We start from the raw sequence: 18,136 nt of genomic DNA, 5'->3' as shown, positions 1-18,136 counted from the left end.
GGAGGAAGCATCTATGAAACGCAAGTTAGGCGGCTATTCTTGTCATGGCGCAGCGCTGGCCGCGATCGCCCTGTCACTTTTTTCGAGCGAAGCATACGGACAGGACGTCGCATCCGGCGATGCGCCGCAAGAGAACGTCTCCGCGCCGGAAATCATCGTAACCGCGCAATTCCGTGCCCAGCGCCTTCAGGACACGCCAATTGCCATCACCGCAACGACCGGTTCGCAACTGGCGGCCAAGAACGTCGACAGCGTCACCGACCTCACGGCCATCGCGCCCAACGTCAATCTCTCCGAAGCGACGGGCCTGAACGGGAGTGCAGTGCAGGCCTATATTCGAGGTATCGGACAAAGCGATTCCAGCTTCGCGCTCGAACCGGGCGTAGGCATCTACATCGACGATGTCTATTACGGCACCACTTTCGGCGCGATCCTCGACCTCAATGACCTCGACCGCGTCGAAGTCCTGCGCGGACCGCAAGGCACTCTGTCCGGCAAGAACTCCATTGGCGGGTCGGTCAAGCTGTTCAGCCGCAAGCCGGATGAGGACACGGACGGCTTCGTCGAAGCGACCACGGGCAGTTTCGGCCGGATCGATTTGAGAGGCAGCGCCGGCTTCGTCATTGCCGACGGGTTCTATGCCAGGGTTTCCGGCGTCTCCAAGCATACCGACGGCTATTTCGATCTGCTCGACTATGGCTGCGTCTTCCCGGACTCCGGTATCGCGTCGACCGGTTCCGGCGGAGACTGCAAGGTCGGCACGGAAGGCGGCGTCGACGTCAAGGGAACGCGCCTGGCGCTTCGCTATGCACCGGTCGGCTCATCGCTCGAAGTGAACGTTGTTGCAGACTACGCACACAACACGTCCGACCAGGTCGCCACCAAACTGCTCTATGCCGACAATCCCAACACGCGCAGCTACGTGGCGGGCGACCCGACGGGCGGCATCCCACTGGATGATCGCTTCCTGACCGGCCGCCACGCCTATTCGAGTTACGCGAATTATGCAGCTGGCGGCAATTACACGACGGTCTTCGGAACAAACTATCAGGTCGAGCCGGGCAGCTTCAATTCCAGCCCCGACAGCTCCGCGAAAAGCTGGGGCGTGGCGGGAACCGTGGACTATGAGTTGACCGGCGACCTCAGCATGAAGTCGATTACCGCCTACCGGAAAGCGACAGGACGCACCGGCATCGATCTCGACGGCTCGCCCCTATCGATCCTCGTGCAGGAGTTCGACTACGAACACCGGCAATTCACGCAGGAACTGCGCATCTCGGGACGGATCGGCACACTCGTCGACTTCACCACCGGAGCCTACTACTACGATGCTCACGATCGCTTCTCGGGTCGCGTCCTCATTCCCAATGCATTCTTTAACTTCGTGCAGGACGATCCTGTCACCAACCGCAGCATTTCAGGCTTCCTGCACACTGAGTTGCACCTGAGCTCCAACCTCAACCTGATCGGCGGCCTGCGCTACACCGATGACCGCAAGACCTACGGATTCAGTCGAAGGAACGTCGATGGTTCCTTGCCAACCGGGGAATTCCTGACGGACAATTTCCTGATCGTTGGCCTCGATGGCCAGAGCGGAACTTTCAAGGGTGACCGCCTCGACTATCGCCTTGGCGTGAACTACCGGTTCAGTCCGTCCGTAATGGCCTATGCGCAAGTGGCTACGGGCTACAAGGGCGGCGGCATCAATCCGCGACCCTATACGCCCGACCAGATCGTGAGCTTCAAGCCGGAAACACTGACGACCTATGAAGCGGGATTCAAGTCGGATCTTTTCGAGAATCGCATTCGCCTGAACGGCACGGTGTTCTACAACGATTACCGGGACATCCAGATCAATCGCTATCTATGCCCGGAAAGCGCCAGCACAACCTGCTCGCAACCCGCGAATGCCGGCGATGCAAAGACGTGGGGTATCGAAGCGGAATTCTTCGCAGAACCTGTCTACGGCCTCACAATCGACGCTTCGACCGGCTACCTGCACTTCAAATACACGCGGGTCGATGCGACCACACTGGTCGAGAAAGACTTCAAGGCACCCTTCAATCCATCATGGCAGGCGAGTGCAGGCATCCAGTATGCGGCCAACCTGGGCGAGAATTGGGGCACGATTACTCCCCGGTTCGATTGGAACTACCAGTCGTCGTTCTACTTCGGATCGATCAACAACGAATACAACCGCGTTGCCGCGCGCAACCTGTTCAACTTGCGCGTAACCTATGATTCCCCGGACAAGTCCTGGCAATTGAGCGCCGGTGCAACGAACCTGTTCGACAAGTTCTACTACACCGGCGCAAGCGAAAACGTGGCCAACTACGGGGTCAGCTCCGGCACGGTCGGGAGGCCGCGTGAATGGTTCGTCTCGCTTCGAAGGAACTTCTGAAGCGAGACCGGCACCCGCTTGAGAGGAATGGCAGTGTACGGCGCCCCTTGCGCCGTACACACATCCTCAGGTCAGGGCGTAGTAACGCAGGACATTTCCATCGGCCCTTCGCTCGCCAACGCCGATGAAAACATGCTTGGTCAACCAGTCATGCTTGCCGACCGGACATTCGAACGTAGGATTTCCGCGCAGATAGTATTCCTGCTGGTCGACAGGCTCGCCCTCCTTGAAAGCCCAGTCGCGCAGCCGCTCCATCGTGTCGGGCCTGCGCCCCCACAGAAAGCCGCGGTTGTTGAGCAGGATCAGGGTCCCGTCGCATTCCTCGAGCATGTAGCGGGCATCGAAGACGGCAACGTCGTCCGGCCGAAAATAGGCGTAGTCGCCGCCCGATCCGGGCACGGCCGTTCCCTTGATATTGGGTCCTTCGAAAGTTCCTCCTTCGACGTACACCGCGCTGCGGTTACCGCCCATGGGTGTCCCGACAATCGTCTGCACCCGCGGAAACGTTAGACGCACTTCCATGGCGAATTCGAGACGCGGATTGTCGAGAGTGGAAAACGGGCCTTCATGCATATCTGGATCTATCCTCATCCGATTTCGACGGCACCGCCATCGACGAAAAGATTGGCGGCGGTAATGAAACTGGCCTCCCCGGATGCAAGGAAGAGCACGGCGGCGGCGACTTCTTCCGGGCGGCCCATCCGTTTCATCGGCACGGCGGCGACCATCTGCTTGCGCATGGCCGCCACCTCATCCTCGCTCATGCCCGGGTTGCGATAGAGCAAGGGCGTTTCGATCGGCCCGGGGCTCACCATGTTCACCCGAATTCCGCGCTCGACCAGCTCGCCGGCAAACTGCCTCATGGAGAACGCAAGTCCAGCCTTGGCCGAACCATAGGCCAGGTTGCCCGGAACGAAAGCGTGACCGCCGATCGAGCCGGTCACGACGATCGCGCCGCCCTCTCCCATGAGCCGCGCAGCCTGTTGCATCGCGAAAACGCAGCCGCGCAAATTGATGGCATGGACTTCATCCCAGTAGTCGACGGCAAGATCGTCGACGGTAGAAAAGCCGCCCATTCCTGCATTGACGACCAAAACATCCAAGTTGTCCCACTCGCGTTCGAGCACGCTGAAGTAATTCTTCATCGCGTTCATGTCGGATATATCGACGCTGTCGCCCCTGCTGCCGGGCAAGTCCCGCGTCGCCCGTGCAAGTGTCGCCGGATTGCGTCCGGTGATCCGCACTGCGCCACCTTCACGCGCGAAGGCATGCGCACAGGCAAGACCGATCCCGCTATTGCCTCCCAGGACCAGGACTTTCCTGTCTGCGAAACGCATCTTTATCCTCCTCAAAACGGGCCCAGGGGGTTTGGACTATCTTCCGGGACGTCCTGAACGACGTCCCAGTGCTCCACGATCATGCCGCCTGAGAGGCGGAAGATGTCGACCACGGCCCAACCTCGGTCCTGCGGCCAGCGCCGGACGTGATAGTGGACGATCACGTGGTCTGCGTCAGCGAAGATCCGTTTGATATCGTGCACGGCCTGCGGAGTTTCGCTGCGAATTCGACGAAGCAAGGCCTGGAGCGGCTCGAGTCCCTGGCCCACCGCCTGGTTGTGCTGGATATATTCACGGTCAATGAACTCATGCGCCGCTTCGGCATCAAGCGCATTGAGGACCTGGTCGAACATTGCGCGGACATGCCGGACATTGGCGTGCTCCTGCTCGGTCCATGTCTCCATTCGCATTGCCTGCCATTCCCATCCCATTCGTGCACCTGTCGTGCCGCTTACGCCCGGACAATCATCATAAGCTGCGTGAAGATCTTCTGGACACGCTAAGTTGATAACGATAGTTATTGATACAGTCATTGCAAGTGTAAAGATGGCTGAAGGAAACACCGCAATGGCGCGCTAATCCGTGCCTCAGGCCCTCAAGGTTCGATATAGCATTAATGCAAACCGTTACCGTCACAGCCGGCAGGAGCGTTGAAAGGGCGCGGGAGAACACAAGATGAAGAAGGCAACCACCACCAGCCCCCGCGCGAAGATCCTCCACCGAGTGCTCAAGCTGTCGAACCGGCTGCTGGCCCCGTTCTCCGCGCACCTTGAAGACCAGCACAGGATCAGCCTCAACGAATTCCGCGTGCTGATGCTCGTCGGCCACCTCGGGCGCGCTGCCAGTCATGAGATAGTCGAAAGAACCGGTGTGTCCGCCATGAGCGTTTCCAGGGCAGCCATCACGCTAGAGCGCCAGGACCGCATCCGCATCGAACGAGACCCCGCAAACCGCAGGCGCAAGCAGATCACTCTCACTAACGAAGGCCAGCGCCTCTACCGGGCTCTGCAACCGAACGCAGGAAGAGTGGCAGACTACATGTTGTGCAACCTGCAACCCCATGAAATTGCCATGCTCGATCACATCCTGGACACCCTCATCGCTGCACTCGAAGCGACGGACGAGAACGGACACTCCAGCTTCCTGGAGTTCACGAAGCCCGAGAACAAACAGGCGCCAACACCCTGAGCGAGGCGCCTCGCTTGCAACAGCGACCAATGTATAATAACGAACGTTATTATGATTCTGATAAACCGCAATGCATGCGCCACTCACGGCAGCGCGAAGTGACAACGGCCAAAGCCGGACCAACCACAAGAGAGCCCGGTCTCGGCCTTGGCATTGCCCTGGGATTTCTCTCCGCGCTCGGCCCCTTCGCCATCGATCTCTACTTGCCGGCCATGCCGGACATGACGGCGTCGATCGGAGCAGCCGAGGCCAATGTCCAGCGAACGCTCTCCGCATTCTTCCTGGGCCTGGCCATTGCCCAGATCCCTATTGGATCGCTGTCCGACCGCTTTGGCCGCAAGGCTCCTCTCTTGGGTGGCCTTTGCCTTTTCGTTGCAGCATCCATTGCCTGCATGCTGGCCACCGACCTGAACCAGCTGGTCGCTTTCCGTTTCCTTCAGGGCATGGGCGCGTGCGCCGGAACGTCAAGCGCACGCGCCATCATTCGTGATCTTCACCGCGGCCACAAGGCCGCGAGGCTGATGGCGTTTACCTTCCTGATCATCGGGATTTCCCCGATGGTCGCACCGCTGCTCGGCACCGGACTGCTTCAGCTCTTTTCCTGGCGCGGCCTCTTTGGCGTCCTTGCAGGCGCCGGTGCACTTGCCGCAATACTGGTGCTGTCTTTCCTGCCCGAGACACTCCCCCCAACCAACCGAACGAAGGACTGGTCCAATCTACCGCGACACCATGCAAGGCTGCTGCAATCGCCAAGGTTCGTCGGCTGGGCATTGGTCGCGGGACTGGCAACGACGATCCCCTTCGCTTTCATCACCGCAGCGCCATTCATCTATTCAGGACTCTACGCACTCACTCCGGCAACCTTCAGCCTGTTGCTCGCAGCCAATGCCGCAGCCTCGGTGCTGGCCACGCAATTCGCGCCCAACCTGCTGCAGCGCGTGGGAGCCCCGCGACTGGCCGGGAGCGCGGCTTTCGTCGCCCTGGCCGCAACGACTTCGCTTGCCCTTCTCGGCACCAGCGGCGTGTCGCTGGCCCTATTCCAGGCATTTTCGATGTTCCTTTTCATGATCGCCGGGCTGCTCCTCACTCCAGCGGCGACAAGCGCCCTCGATTCGGTGCGCTCAGGGATCGGTGCTGCAGCCGGGCTGCTCGGGACGATCCAGCTCGCCGTAACGGCTCTGGCCAGCGCAGCCGTCACCTTATGGCCGCCGACGTCACTGCGTCCGCTCACCTCGGTCCTGGGAACCGCATTCGCGGCCATGGTCGTGATCGTGGTTGTCCTTGGCAGGCTGCCTTTACCCGCGGAGGACACCCGGGCGAACTGATCCTGCGCCGCCCGGGTGCTTGCACCGGACAGGCTCAATCCTCTGCCGGTCCGGTGCGGCACTGCCCGCCCAAGAAAAAAGGGGCCGCGTTACCGCAGCCCCTTCTTCCGGATTTCGAATTGTCGAAAGCCTGTCAGTCTTCCTTGAGGAAGGCCGGCATGTGGTTGGGATCGCCACCGCCGTTGTCGTCACGATCGCGGCGCGGGCCACGGTCGCGGCCGCGGCCACCACCGCCTTCGCGACGCGGACCACGGCGATCGCCACCACGGCCGCCGCCTTCACGGTCGCCGCGCGGTTCGCGGGGCGGACGGGTGTCCTCCAGCTCTTCACCGGTTTCCTGGTCGACGACGCGCATCGACAGGCGGACCTTGCCGCGGTTGTCGATCTCGAGGACCTTGACCTTCACTTCCTGGCCTTCCGACACGACGTCGGTCGGCTTTTCCACGCGCTCGTTCTTCATTTCGGAAACGTGGACGAGGCCGTCCTTGCCACCCATGAAGTTCACGAAAGCGCCGAAGTCGACGATGTTGACGACCTTGCCGGTGTAGATCTTGCCGACTTCCGCTTCCTCGACGATGCCGAGGATCCAGTTCTTGGCGGCCTCGATCTGGTCGAGATCCGAGGACGAGATCTTGATCACGCCTTCGTCGTCGATGTCGACCTTGGCGCCGGTTTCGGCGACGATCTCGCGGATGACCTTGCCGCCGGTGCCGATGACATCGCGGATCTTCGACTTGTCGATCTGGATCGTCTCGATGCGCGGCGCGTGGGCCGACAGCTCGGTGCGGGCCGAGCCGAGAGCCTTGGTCATTTCACCCAGGATGTGCGCGCGGCCGGCCTTCGCCTGCTCCAGCGCCTTGCCCATGATTTCCTTGGTGATGCCGGCGATCTTGATGTCCATCTGCATCGTGGTGATGCCGTTCTCGGTGCCAGCCACCTTGAAGTCCATGTCGCCGAGGTGATCCTCGTCGCCCAGAATGTCCGAAAGGACAGCGAACTCGTCGCCTTCGAGGATGAGGCCCATCGCGATGCCCGAAACGGGGCGCTCGATCGGAACGCCTGCGTCCATCATCGAGAGACAGCCGCCACAGACGGTCGCCATCGAAGACGAGCCGTTCGACTCGGTCACGTCCGAAAGGACGCGGATGGTGTAGGGGAAGTCCTCCTTGGCGGGCAGGACCGGGTGCAGCGCACGCCACGCCAGCTTGCCGTGGCCGACTTCGCGGCGGCCCGGGGCGCCGAAGCGGCCGACTTCGCCGACCGAATAGGGCGGGAAGTTGTAGTGCAGCATGAACGCCGAGTACGACAGGCCTTCGAGGCCGTCGATCATCTGCTCGGAATCCTTGGTACCCAGGGTGGTGGTGCAGATGGTCTGCGTTTCACCGCGGGTGAACAGGGCCGAACCATGGGTGCGCGGCAGGAAGCCGACCATCGATTCGATCGGGCGGACCTGGTCGAGCTTGCGTCCGTCGATACGCTGGCCGTCCTTGAGGATGGCGCCGCGAACGATTTCGGCTTCGACCTTCTTCATGGTCTTGATCGCGACCATCTGGGTCTGCGGCTCGGCGTCGGCGAAAGCTTCCTTCGCCTTGGCGCGCGCTGCGTTGAGCGCGTTCGAGCGGGCCGACTTGTCGGTCAGCTTGTAGGCGGCGGCAACGTCCTTGCCGACGACTTCCTTGAGTTTCGCCTTGATGTCGGCCGTGTTGTCCGACAGGTCGATTTCCCAAGGCTCCTTGGCGGCCTGTTCGGCGAGGTCGATAATGAGGTTCACGACCTTCTTGCACTCATCATGCGCGAACATGACGGCGCCGAGCATTTCTTCCTCGGTCAGCTCCTTGGCTTCCGATTCCACCATCATCACGGCATCGCCGGTAGCGGCAACGACGAGGTCGAGGCGGCCATCGGCCAGCGCGGCTTCCTGCTTCGGGTTCAGCGTGTACTGGCCATCGACGAAGCCGACGCGGCAGGCGCCGATCGGACCCATGAAGGGCACGCCCGAAATGGTGAGCGCGGCCGAAGCGGCGATCATCGCAACGACGTCGGGCTCGGTCTCGCCATCATAGCTGAGGACCTGCGCGATGCAGTTGATCTCGTTGTAAAAGCCTTCGGGGAACAGCGGGCGAACCGGGCGGTCGATCAGACGGCTGGTCAGCGTTTCCTTTTCGGTCGCGCCGCGCTCACGCTTGAAGAAGCCGCCCGGGATACGACCGGCGGCGGAGAACTTTTCCTGGTAGTGCACGGTCAGCGGGAAGAAGTCCTGGCCTTCCTTCACCGACTTGGCGGCAGTAACCGCGCAGAGCACAACAGTTTCGCCATAAGTGGCGAGGACCGCGCCGTCGGCCTGACGGGCAATACGGCCGGTTTCCAGAGTGAGGGTCTTTCCGCCCCACTCCATCGATACGGTTTTGACGTCGAACATAGAGTTTTCCTCAACCCACCGGCCCTATTGCCTGGCGGGGTTTACTGCCGGGGATTCCGTCCCGGTCCGGTGCGGGGCCTTTCTCGGCCCCAAGGCCCCTCGCCGAATTGCGAGGATACCCAGAAAGGGTGGCCCAGATGCAAGAAGCGGCCCGCTCAGGGGCCGCCTCCGCGTCAGTCTTACTTGCGCAGACCGAGCTTCTGGATCAGTGCGTTGTACCGCGCGACATCCTTCTTCTTGAGGTAGTCGAGCAGCGAGCGGCGCTTGTTGACCATGGCCAGCAGACCGCGACGCGAATGGTTGTCCTTGTGGTGCGACTTGAAGTGTTCGGTCAGGTTGACGATGCGCTCGGTGAGGATCGCGACCTGAACTTCCGGGCTGCCCGTGTCGCCAGAGGCGCGAGCGTTGTCCGAAATAATTTCCTGCTTCTTCTCAGCGGTAACCGACATTCATTCTACTCCGCGACATCCGAAAGATTGAACCCCCTGACGACGCGGGCTTCACCGCCCGAAAGCTCCATCAACGCGACCGGAACAATTCCTTCTCGCGCCCAATGCAGCCCGTCTTCATGGGGCAGCCCGGTCAGAACGCGGCCCTGTCGGACCGCCCTTGCCTGCTCCGGACCGAGGTCGATGGCCGGGATGTCGTCCAGCCCCACCTCCAGTGGCAAGAGTATCTGTTCAAGAGGGGCGCCCTTACCGATTTCGTTCAATTTGTCCAGCGAAATCGCGTGAGACAGGTCGAACGGACCGGCCTTGACGCGGCGCAGCATGGTCACCGTACCGCAGCTACCCAGAGCCCGGGCGATGTCGCGCGCCAGCGACCGGATGTAGGTCCCCTTGGATACGTGGGCCAGAAATGTCGCCTCATTCGCCGCTTCACCCTCGGGATCGCACAGCGACAGCGCATGGATCGTCACTGCACGGGACTTGAGCGCGACGTCCTGCCCGGCACGGGCAAGGTCATAGGCGCGCTCACCGTCGACCTTCAGCGCCGAATAGGCCGGAGGCACCTGCTCGATCGGGCCGGTGAAGCGCGGCAGCACCGCTGCCACCAGATCGCGCGTGGGCACGACATCGCTGCGCGAGACGACTTCGCCTTCGAGATCGAGCGTCGTGGTCTCCTCACCGAAGCGGACGGTGAAGGCATATGTCTTGCTGGCGTCGAGCATGCGCCCGGTCAGCTTGGTCGCCTCGCCAACGGCGATCGGCAGGATGCCGGTCGCCAGCGGATCGAGGGTGCCGCCGTGGCCGACCTTGACCTTCTTGCCATAGCCTGCCTCGCGCAAGTTGCGCTTGACGGCGGCCACGCCCTGGGTCGAGCCGAGCCCATGCGGCTTGTCGAGAATGATCCAGCCGTGCGGCATCACGAAACGGTAACGGGAAGCTTCATTGCGCCTCCCAAGGCCGCCGGCATCGATTTGTCAATCGCACCGCCCCTTGGCACTACTTTGCGGGCTTCGCCTTGGGTGCGTCGATCCGGTGCTGTCCCTTGCCACTTTTCTTGGGCGGAGCATCGACCCGCTCGAACGAGGTGATCTGATAGCGCTGCCCCTTGACGACAACAGCGCCGAACTTGTCGAGCGTGCCGGTCGGACCCGCATCGATGCCGATATGCTCAACATAAGGCAGATCGAAAGCAGGCGACATCAACGTGGCACGATACCATTGCCGGTGACTGTCCCGAAAATAGATCGTCCGGCTGTCGCCCGCGCGCCAGTCATCGACTCCCCCGTGGTCGGCAAAGGGAATGGAGGCCTGGCCCTGCTGCTGGGCGGTCGCGGTTGGCGCCGGTTCGGCCATGGCCGGAACCGCGACAAGCAAACCGAGCGGGATGAGCAATGCGGACATCTTCATGGTGACTTCCTTTCGAACTCTCGAACGGTTTCACCCCCTTGCCTTCCCATTTCGGGCCCGGCGCGGGTCACTTCAAGGGCAACGACACTTTGTTACAAGCTCGCGCCGAAGCGGATCAGCCTCCCGCGACAGCTGCGGCCAGGGCATAGTAGTGATCGCTGGCCCAGATCACCGGCGGCAGCACCAGCCGGCGCACAATGCCCCAGTCCGGGAACAGGTAGGGGATCACCAGCAGGACAAGAAACAGCAGCGGCAGTCCGTAGGGTCGCATCCGCGCATAGACCCGCGCCGCATGGCGCGGCAGCGCGCCCTCGACGATGTGCGAACCGTCGAATGGCGGGATCGGCAGCAGGTTGAACAGCGCCAGGAAGACGTTGATCAGGATGAAGTTGTTGAAGTTCATCGCCGCGAACCTCTCAACCGGTCCCAGCTCCGCTCCGGCGAAGCGCACCAGCAAGCCCAGCATAACTGCGCCCACCGCGGCGAGCACGAGATTGGTTCCCGGCCCTGCCGCAGCCACGGCCATCATTCCCTTGCGCGGATCGCGCAGGCGGTGGTGGTTGACCGGCACCGGCTTGGCCCAACCGAATATCGGCATGCCGGTAAGCGCAAGAAAGCCCGGCAGAACGACCGTGCCGATCGGATCGACGTGGCGGAACGGGTTCAGGCTGAGGCGGCGCTGCTCATAGGCCGTCGGATCGCCCAGCGCCCTCGCGGTCCAGCCATGCGCCACTTCGTGGAACACGATGGCGAAAATGAGGGGGATGATGAGCGCTGCGGCCTGCAGCAGTGTATCGTTCATGCCTACCATCTAGGCACGGAGCGCCTGACCCGCAATCTCGGCCGGAAGATATGTCCGGCTGCGCGGGACCTGCGGGCATCACACCGGGTAGCCGAGTTCCTCCAGCGGCAGGTCGCGCAGCGCCATCAGCCGGCGATTGCTGTCAGGATAATGCTCGGCGATGCGGCTGCGCAGCCGGGGCGAGAGCTGCGCCGGCCTGCGGTTGATCACGGGAACCTGCCCGAGCAGCCACTTGGCACCGTGCCGCAGGGCCTGCCCTCCCGGCAGGTCGACAATGCGGTCCTTGTTGACCACCGACTGGCGCGTGAACAGGTTGACCGCGCGCATCGCCGTCAGCCCCGCCCCGCCCAGCGAGCGGTTGGAGCGCGATCCTTCCGGCGGCAGCGCCTCGAGCGAGAGGCCAAGGTCACCCTCCAGTCGGGCAATCAGGGCAGAGCGATCCTTGAGCCACTCATAAGGATAGACGTGTACCCGGTCGGCCCCGAAGAGACCGTCGTAGTGCGCCACGAGACGGTCGTACTCGAAATGCTCGAACTGGAAAACCGGGGCCTTCCAGGGACGGGTCAGCGCGCCGCGCACGAAGTTCGCCGTTTCGAAATAGCGCCGCTGCCCCCAGGTTCCGCCGCCCGAGACATATTGTGCATAAGTGGCGCGGCAGATGTCGAACTGGTTGCGGATGAAGATGACGATGCGGGCATCGGGCAGCACCGACTTGACCCGGCGCGCCACTTCGGGGGCGAGGAACCCGTGCAGGCCGCCATTGTGCAGATAGCCGGAGAGGTTTTCCTCGCTCAGCAGCACCGGTCGGTTGCGACCCTTGAGCGCAAGTACATCGCGCGCGCGATCCGGGCAGAAATGCATCCCGCAAGGCGCAAGGAAAGCCTCCTGGACCGTCTTGCGCGGCAGGAAGTCGTGACTGCTGGCCATCGGGAAGAGCTGCTTTTGCAGCCATGTCGTGGCGGTCTTGTGATAGCCCAGATGGACAATTGCGTTCTGCATGGCGGACCCGTTTTCTGCCGTCGTTGTCGCGGCGGAATATCGAATGCCCGTGTTGCATGAATTTTTCAGGTCCGTGCGCCCACTTTTGCAATCGAATGCGGGGGAGCGCCCCGGATATGCGGCAGCGCGAGTGCGCAGCCCGTTATCGCAGCCTCAGGCAGAACCCAGTGCCTCTCCGAAATGCCGGCGGCACAGCGCGACGTAGCGATCGTTGCCGCCGATCTCTGTCTGCGCACCATGGCTGACCGCCGCGCCTTCGGCATCAACGCGCAAGTTCATCGTCGCCTTCCGGCCGCAATGGCAGACTGCCTTGAGCTCGACGAGCGCATCGGCAATGCCCAGCAGCACCGCAGAGCCGGGGAACAACTCGCCCCTGAAATCGGTCCGCAAACCGTAACACAGAACCGGGATGTTCTCGCCATCGGCAAGGCGCGCCAGCTGCCAGACCTGCTCCGCACTGAGGAACTGCGCCTCGTCCACGAGGACGCAGGACAGCGGCCGCGCGCGGTGCAACGCCAGGACGCTTCCATGCAGATCGGTATCTGCAGCGAAGCGATGAGCATCGGCGTGCAGGCCTATGCGGCTCTCGATCGCGCCTGCCCCGCCGCGGTTGTCGATAGCCGCAGTCCAAAGCATCGTGCGCATCCCGCGTTCGATATAGTTGAAGTTCGCCTGCAATAGCGTCGCCGACTTACCGGCATTCATGCTGGCATAGTAGAAGTAGAGCTTGGCCATCGTGACAGTGGATAACACGGCCAATTCGGCCCCGCACGAGGACATCGACAGTTCTCCCCGCTTGAATGAATTCGTTTGAAGTACTCTAAGATGAACGACGCAGGCCGTGGGAGTTCGCAATGAAGAAATTGCTCGCCATGTTCGCTGTCTTCGGGTTGGTCGCACTCGTCGCCGCCTATGTGGCGCTGGCTCCGCTATCGACTTCCGGCCCCGGAGCCGTGCAGACCGCGCTCGCCTTTCTGGACGAAGGTGCAGCGCGCATTTCCGCCATTGCCGGGCGCAGCGAAGCCGTCCTTGCCCTGCTCGGCTCGGGCATGGTGCTTGGGCTCATTGCGGCCCTGGCCGTGGGCAAAAGCTCCGCCACCCCTCAAGACGAGGACGTAACGCCCGCGCCCGGCCCGGTCTGGCGTCCCGAACCGCATTCGCACGAAGACCGTATCGCCGGTCTGCGTCGGCGGGCAAGCGGCACGACTGCTTCCGAACCGGATTATGAAAGCCCCGTGATCACCGCGCTTGTCGACGAAACGGAGTATGGCCAGACGGCCGATGCGCAGGCCTGCGAAGCGGCAGAACCGGAAGTCATTACTGCAGAGCGTCCCCGGCCGGTTATACTCGTGCGCAAGGCGCGCGAACGCAATCGCGACTGGACCTGGGACCTGAGCTGGCTGGGCGGGTTGCCGCGGCTGGGCTCGGCGCCATGGCCGCGCGATTCCCACGGCACGCCCCTGCCCTTCGCAGCGCAGGTCAATCTTTCCGAGCTGGCCGGGGCCTGCGCTGAAAGCCCATTGCCCCATTCCGGGTCGCTGGCCTTCTTTCTGGGCGAAGGCGCGGTCGTCGCGGTCTCGCCGGGCGAACACGATTTCACCGATCCACCCGCCGACCTGCCGCCCGCCTACGAGGAAGACGGCACGCCGCTGCCGTCAACGCCGACACGGCTCAGCCGCTACCTGTTCCCGTTCTGGCCGGTCGAACCGGTGGCCGAGCCTGGCGACGAGGAGCCGGGCCCATCCACCCTGCAAGAACACGGCATGTCTTCGGCGGCGCTGGCCGAGGTCGGCGAGGACAACTTGTGGTGGTACGGCGTCTTCCATCTGACCGACCAGCTGCGTGAGGCACTGGACGGCGCGCAACGCGACTACGATGCCGAACTGTCGCAGGAAGGGAAAGCAAAGGACGCCCTGGCAGCCCTCGAAGCGCGCGGCGACGCGCTTCCTGAGGCGGTCGCCGGGGCGCGTCGGAAGATCCACGATATCGATGCCCGGCTGCGTGAAATCGAGGAGCAGGCAAGCGAGATGCCGGCCATGATCGAGGCGCTGGAGGGGTTCAGTTCAGGCCGCGGTCCCTGGGAACCGATGACCGAGGAAGAGCGCGGCCTCGTTACGGAGATCCTTGGAGAAATTCACGCCCGCCACGGCAAGCTGGTCGAAGCGCGCCTGCCGCACGCGCTGGCGCCGCTGCGGGCCCTGTGCATCCGCGCCATGGCGACCGGCGCGCCCAAGGCCTTTGCCGCCCTGCCCGACGACCTGCTGGAGAAAATCGCCGGAAACTGTGCGGTCCCGCCCCGCGACCATCACCGGATCTTCACCGGCCCGGCTCATGGATCGCAGGACGACGACCTGCTGCTGCTGCAACTGGCCAGCGACGACATGATGGAATGGCGCTGGGACAATCTCGGCCGCTACCAGTTCCGCATCGACCGCAAGGACGCGCTGGGCGGTAACTGGCAGAACGCAAGGCTGATCTTCGAACCGGCGTGATCCGGCTCGGCGGCGATCAATCTTCCTGGTCGAGATCGCGCTTCACGCGCGGATCGGACAGGAGCGCGTCGATGCGGCTTGCCTCGTCGAAAGTCTCGTCGGCGCGGAACCGGATCTTGGCCGCGAACTTGAGCTTCAGGCGCTGTGCCACTTCGCGCTGGAAATAGGCCGTGTTGGTCCGCAGCGCCTTGAGCACCGCTTCCTCGTCCATGCCGAGCAGTGGCTTCACATAAACGGTGGCCTGCCGCAGGTCCGGCGTCATGCGCACTTCGGTGACCGACACCGAATGCCCGCTCAAGGTGTCGTCGTGCACCTGCTGCCGGGTCAGAACTTCACTGATCACATGACGCACCTGTTCGCCCACCTTCAGGAGGCGGACAGAATGCTGTTCGGGGGTAACTTGCTGGCGTGCCATCGTCTGCGTCCATTTGGGTGCCCGGCGGCAATTTGCAACACGTGAGAACGGCCCGCAGCCGGTCCCCTGGCGGTGTCCCTCATGAGATTGCCTCACAAGGGAAATGGGGCAGCGATTCGCGATCGCCACCCCATCAATCCATCGATCCGACCGGTACCGCACCGCGGCACCGGGGAACGCGCGAAGGGCCTCAGCCGATCGTGCGCTCGCGCTCGCTGACCTCGAAGACTTCGAGGTGGTCGCCCGGCTTGATGTCGTTGGTATCGGCCAGAACCACGCCGCACTCGAGGCCGGTGCGCACTTCGTCGACGTCGTCCTTGAAGCGACGCAGCGAAGCGATGGTCGTTGCCGAAACGATGACGTCGTTGCGGGTAAGACGGGCATGGAGCCCCTTGCGGATGACGCCTTCGACGACCAGCAGGCCAGCCGCCTTGTCCTTCTTGCCGGCCGGGAAGACCTGCTTGACCTCGGCGCGACCGACGACTGTCTCGACCTTTTCCGGACCCCAGATGCCGGCCATCTGCTTGGCGACTTCCTCGGTGAGTTCGTAGATGACATCGTAGTACATCATCTCGGTCTTGGTCTTCTCGATCTGTTCGCGCGCCTTGGCGTTGGGACGGACGTTGAAGCCGACAATCGGCGCGCCCGAGGCCGAAGCCAGGGTCACGTCGCTCTCGGTGATCGCGCCCACGCCCGAATGCAGGATGCGGACCTTGATCTCGTCGTTCGAGAGCTTGTGGAGCGCGTTGTTGATCGCTTCCACCGAACCCTGGACGTCCGCCTTGATGACCACCGGATACTCGATGACGTTCTGCTTGGCGGCCAGCGCCGAGAACATCGTGTCGAGGCTCGCCGGCGCCGTCGCCGTGCGCTTGGCGGTCGCCTGCTCCTGACGATAGGACGAGACTTCGCGGGCACGCTGCTCGCTCTCGACCACGGTCAGCACATCGCCGGCCATCGGCACGCCGCCGAGACCGAGGACCTCGACCGGCATCGACGGTCCGGCTTCCTTGACCTGGCGCCCCTTGTCGTCGTTCATCGCGCGAACACGGCCGCTCTCGGTGCCGACCACGAAGATGTCGCCACGCTTGAGCGTGCCGCGGTTGACGAGGACGGTCGCGACCGGGCCCTTGCCCTTGTCGAGCTTGGCTTCGATGACGGTCGCTTCCGCGGCGCGGTCCGGATTGGACTTGAGTTCCATGAACTCGGCCTGGAGCAGGATCTTCTCGATCAGCTCGTCGAGACCCTTGCCGGTCTTCGCCGAGACTTCGACGTCCTGAACGTCACCCGACATTTGCTCGACGATGATCTCGTGCTCGAGCAGGCGCTCACGCACCTTCTGCGGGTTGGCGTCTTCCTTGTCGCACTTGTTGATCGCCACGATCATCGGAACGCCCGCGGCCTTCGTGTGATTGATGGCCTCGATCGTCTGCGGCATGATCCCGTCATCGGCCGCTACCACCAGGATGACGATGTCGGTGACATTGGCACCGCGCATGCGCATCTGGGTGAAGGCCGCGTGACCCGGCGTGTCGAGCACGGTGAGCTGGGCCCCGTTCTTGGTCTTGATCTGGTAGGCACCGATGTGCTGCGTGATGCCGCCGGCTTCGCCGCGCACCACGTCCGTGCCGCGCAGGGCGTCGAGCAGGCTGGTCTTGCCGTGGTCGACGTGACCCATGATCGCCACGACCGGAGGACGCGCCTTCAGCGTCTCATCGGCATCGACGTCGCCGGTGGTGTCGATGTCGACATCGCTTTCCGAAACGCGCTCGATGTTGTGGCCGAACTCGGTGACGAGCAGTTCTGCGGTATCCTGGTCGATCGTCTGGTTGACAGTGACCATCATGCCCATGTTGAACAGCGCCTTCACGAGGTCGGCACCCTTCTCGGCCATGCGGTTGGCCAGTTCCTGAACGGTGATCGCCTCGGGGACGATGACGTCGCGAACCTGCTTCTCACGCTGCTGGCTCTGGCCCGAGAAGTGCGCACGACGCTCCTTCTCGCGGGCGCGCTTGAGTGCTGCGAGCGAACGTGCACGTGCACCTTCGTCCTCGTTCAGCGCGCGGCTGACGGTCAGCTTGCCGGACTGGCGACGATGATCGGGAGCCTTGCGGTCGCCACCACGCGGAGCGGGCGCGCCCTTCTTGGCGCCCGCCGGACCCTTGCTGGCTCCGCCGCCGGCGGCACCGCCACCCGATGCGCCGCCTTCCGGCTTGCGGGCCGCAGGTTCGGGGCGCTTGACCGGAGTGAAGCGGCGCGGCGCGGGCGCCGGGGCTCCGGCTTCCCTGGTCTTGCCTGCGGGAGTTGGGGCAGCAGCAGCCTCGGGCGCGTCCTGCTCAGCTTCCTTGGCCTGCTCGGGTTCTGCTGCAGTTTCCGCTGCGGGTTCAGCCTTGGCTTCGGGCTGCGGCTCAGGAGCGGCCTTGGCCACTTCCTGTTCGGCTTCCTTGGCCTTGGCGGCCTCTTCCTCGGCGCGGCGATTCTCCTCGGCGCGGCGCTTTTCCTCCTCGATGGCGCGCAGCTTTTCTTCCTGCTCGCGACGATTGGCTTCCTCCAGCGCGGTGAGTCGGGCTTCCTCGGCTTCGCGCAGCAGGCGAGCCTGCATTTCCTGACGGGTCTCACCCGCAGGAGCAGCCGGCTTCTTGGGCGCGGGCGCCGGAGCCGGTGCAGGCTTCTGGGGCGCTGCCTTGGCTTCGGGCGCCGGAGTTTCCTCGGCCTTGGTTTCCACGACGTCGCCCGCCCCCGGCTTTCCGAGGATCTTGCGGCGCTTGACCTCGACCACCACCTTGTTGGTGCGGCCGTGGCTGAAGGTCTGCTTGACCTCACCCGCTTCCACCGAGCGCTTAAGCCCAAGCGGCTTGCGGCCCAGGGTCGGTTTGTTGTCGGTCTCGCTCATATCTCTCGT

General features: G+C 63.3%; 16 protein-coding genes. 4 read left to right on the top strand and 12 right to left on the bottom strand.

The features are described 5' to 3' along the window. The first annotated feature begins 13 nt into the window (after window positions 1-13). The gene (locus J3474_RS02080; RefSeq protein ID WP_207092925.1) at window positions 14-2,401 is read left to right on the top strand and encodes a TonB-dependent receptor; all 2,388 of its coding nucleotides are present in this window, start codon (window positions 14-16) and stop codon (window positions 2,399-2,401) included. A gap of 66 nt (window positions 2,402-2,467) precedes the next feature. Here J3474_RS02080 and J3474_RS02075 read toward each other — a convergent pair whose 3' ends face one another. The 3 genes from J3474_RS02075 to J3474_RS02065 are packed head-to-tail and all read right to left on the bottom strand — an operon-like array spanning window position 2,468 to window position 4,142. Beyond that, window positions 2,468-2,974, bottom strand: a complete 507-nt coding sequence (locus tag J3474_RS02075) for a DUF3237 domain-containing protein (protein ID WP_013832455.1) — start codon at window positions 2,972-2,974, stop codon at window positions 2,468-2,470. 14 nt (window positions 2,975-2,988) lie between these two features. Beyond that, on the bottom strand, window positions 2,989-3,738 hold the full coding sequence (locus tag J3474_RS02070) for an SDR family oxidoreductase (protein WP_207092924.1): 750 nt from the start codon (window positions 3,736-3,738) through the stop codon (window positions 2,989-2,991). An 11-nt stretch (window positions 3,739-3,749) separates the two neighbouring features. Next, on the bottom strand, window positions 3,750-4,142 hold the full coding sequence (locus J3474_RS02065) for a nuclear transport factor 2 family protein (RefSeq protein WP_207092923.1): 393 nt from the start codon (window positions 4,140-4,142) through the stop codon (window positions 3,750-3,752). A gap of 271 nt (window positions 4,143-4,413) precedes the next feature. On the opposite strand from J3474_RS02065, the gene J3474_RS02060 reads away from it, so the two are divergent. Both J3474_RS02060 and J3474_RS02055 read left to right on the top strand, forming a co-directional pair. Then, window positions 4,414-4,926 (top strand): MarR family winged helix-turn-helix transcriptional regulator, encoded by a 513-nt coding sequence (locus J3474_RS02060; protein WP_013832452.1) that lies wholly within the window; start codon window positions 4,414-4,416, stop codon window positions 4,924-4,926. A 98-nt stretch (window positions 4,927-5,024) separates the two neighbouring features. Next, window positions 5,025-6,251, top strand: coding sequence for a multidrug effflux MFS transporter (locus tag J3474_RS02055; protein ID WP_242528145.1), 1,227 nt, complete (start codon window positions 5,025-5,027; stop codon window positions 6,249-6,251). Window positions 6,252-6,384: 133 nt separating this feature from the next. Here the strand turns inward: J3474_RS02055 and pnp are convergent, their stop codons facing one another. The 7 genes from pnp to J3474_RS02020 form a co-directional block, all read right to left on the bottom strand. Further along, a complete protein-coding gene (pnp, locus tag J3474_RS02050; protein WP_207092921.1) occupies window positions 6,385-8,670 on the bottom strand; it encodes a polyribonucleotide nucleotidyltransferase in 2,286 nt (761 codons plus the stop codon). Window positions 8,671-8,849: 179 nt separating this feature from the next. Beyond that, window positions 8,850-9,119, bottom strand: a complete 270-nt coding sequence (gene rpsO / locus J3474_RS02045) for a 30S ribosomal protein S15 (protein ID WP_007013686.1) — start codon at window positions 9,117-9,119, stop codon at window positions 8,850-8,852. Between the two features lie 5 nt (window positions 9,120-9,124). Beyond that, the gene (gene truB, locus J3474_RS02040; protein ID WP_038575640.1) at window positions 9,125-10,036 is read right to left on the bottom strand and encodes a tRNA pseudouridine(55) synthase TruB; all 912 of its coding nucleotides are present in this window, start codon (window positions 10,034-10,036) and stop codon (window positions 9,125-9,127) included. A gap of 79 nt (window positions 10,037-10,115) precedes the next feature. After that, window positions 10,116-10,526 carry a DUF6491 family protein gene (locus J3474_RS02035; protein WP_207092920.1) on the bottom strand — a complete coding sequence of 137 codons (411 nt, stop codon included), beginning with the start codon at window positions 10,524-10,526 and terminating at the stop codon, window positions 10,116-10,118. Between the two features lie 115 nt (window positions 10,527-10,641). Continuing rightward, window positions 10,642-11,328, bottom strand: coding sequence for a site-2 protease family protein (locus J3474_RS02030; protein ID WP_013832446.1), 687 nt, complete (start codon window positions 11,326-11,328; stop codon window positions 10,642-10,644). Window positions 11,329-11,406: 78 nt separating this feature from the next. After that, the gene (locus J3474_RS02025; protein WP_207092919.1) at window positions 11,407-12,327 is read right to left on the bottom strand and encodes a hypothetical protein; all 921 of its coding nucleotides are present in this window, start codon (window positions 12,325-12,327) and stop codon (window positions 11,407-11,409) included. A gap of 153 nt (window positions 12,328-12,480) precedes the next feature. Continuing rightward, the gene (locus tag J3474_RS02020) at window positions 12,481-13,062 is read right to left on the bottom strand and encodes a thymidine kinase (RefSeq protein WP_013832444.1); all 582 of its coding nucleotides are present in this window, start codon (window positions 13,060-13,062) and stop codon (window positions 12,481-12,483) included. A 119-nt stretch (window positions 13,063-13,181) separates the two neighbouring features. Between J3474_RS02020 and J3474_RS02015 the strand changes: the two genes are divergently transcribed. Next, a complete protein-coding gene (locus J3474_RS02015; RefSeq protein ID WP_242528144.1) occupies window positions 13,182-14,819 on the top strand; it encodes a DUF1963 domain-containing protein in 1,638 nt (545 codons plus the stop codon). Window positions 14,820-14,835: 16 nt separating this feature from the next. Here the strand turns inward: J3474_RS02015 and rbfA are convergent, their stop codons facing one another. Then, window positions 14,836-15,234, bottom strand: a complete 399-nt coding sequence (rbfA, locus tag J3474_RS02010; RefSeq protein WP_013832442.1) for a 30S ribosome-binding factor RbfA — start codon at window positions 15,232-15,234, stop codon at window positions 14,836-14,838. A gap of 190 nt (window positions 15,235-15,424) precedes the next feature. Then, window positions 15,425-18,127 (bottom strand): translation initiation factor IF-2, encoded by a 2,703-nt coding sequence (gene infB, locus J3474_RS02005; protein ID WP_041558812.1) that lies wholly within the window; start codon window positions 18,125-18,127, stop codon window positions 15,425-15,427. Between the last annotated feature and the right edge of the window lie 9 nt (window positions 18,128-18,136).

Source organism: Novosphingobium sp. PY1, from assembly GCF_017312445.1.
Lineage (GTDB): Bacteria > Pseudomonadota > Alphaproteobacteria > Sphingomonadales > Sphingomonadaceae > Novosphingobium.
This window is presented reverse-complemented; position numbering and strand designations above follow the sequence as displayed.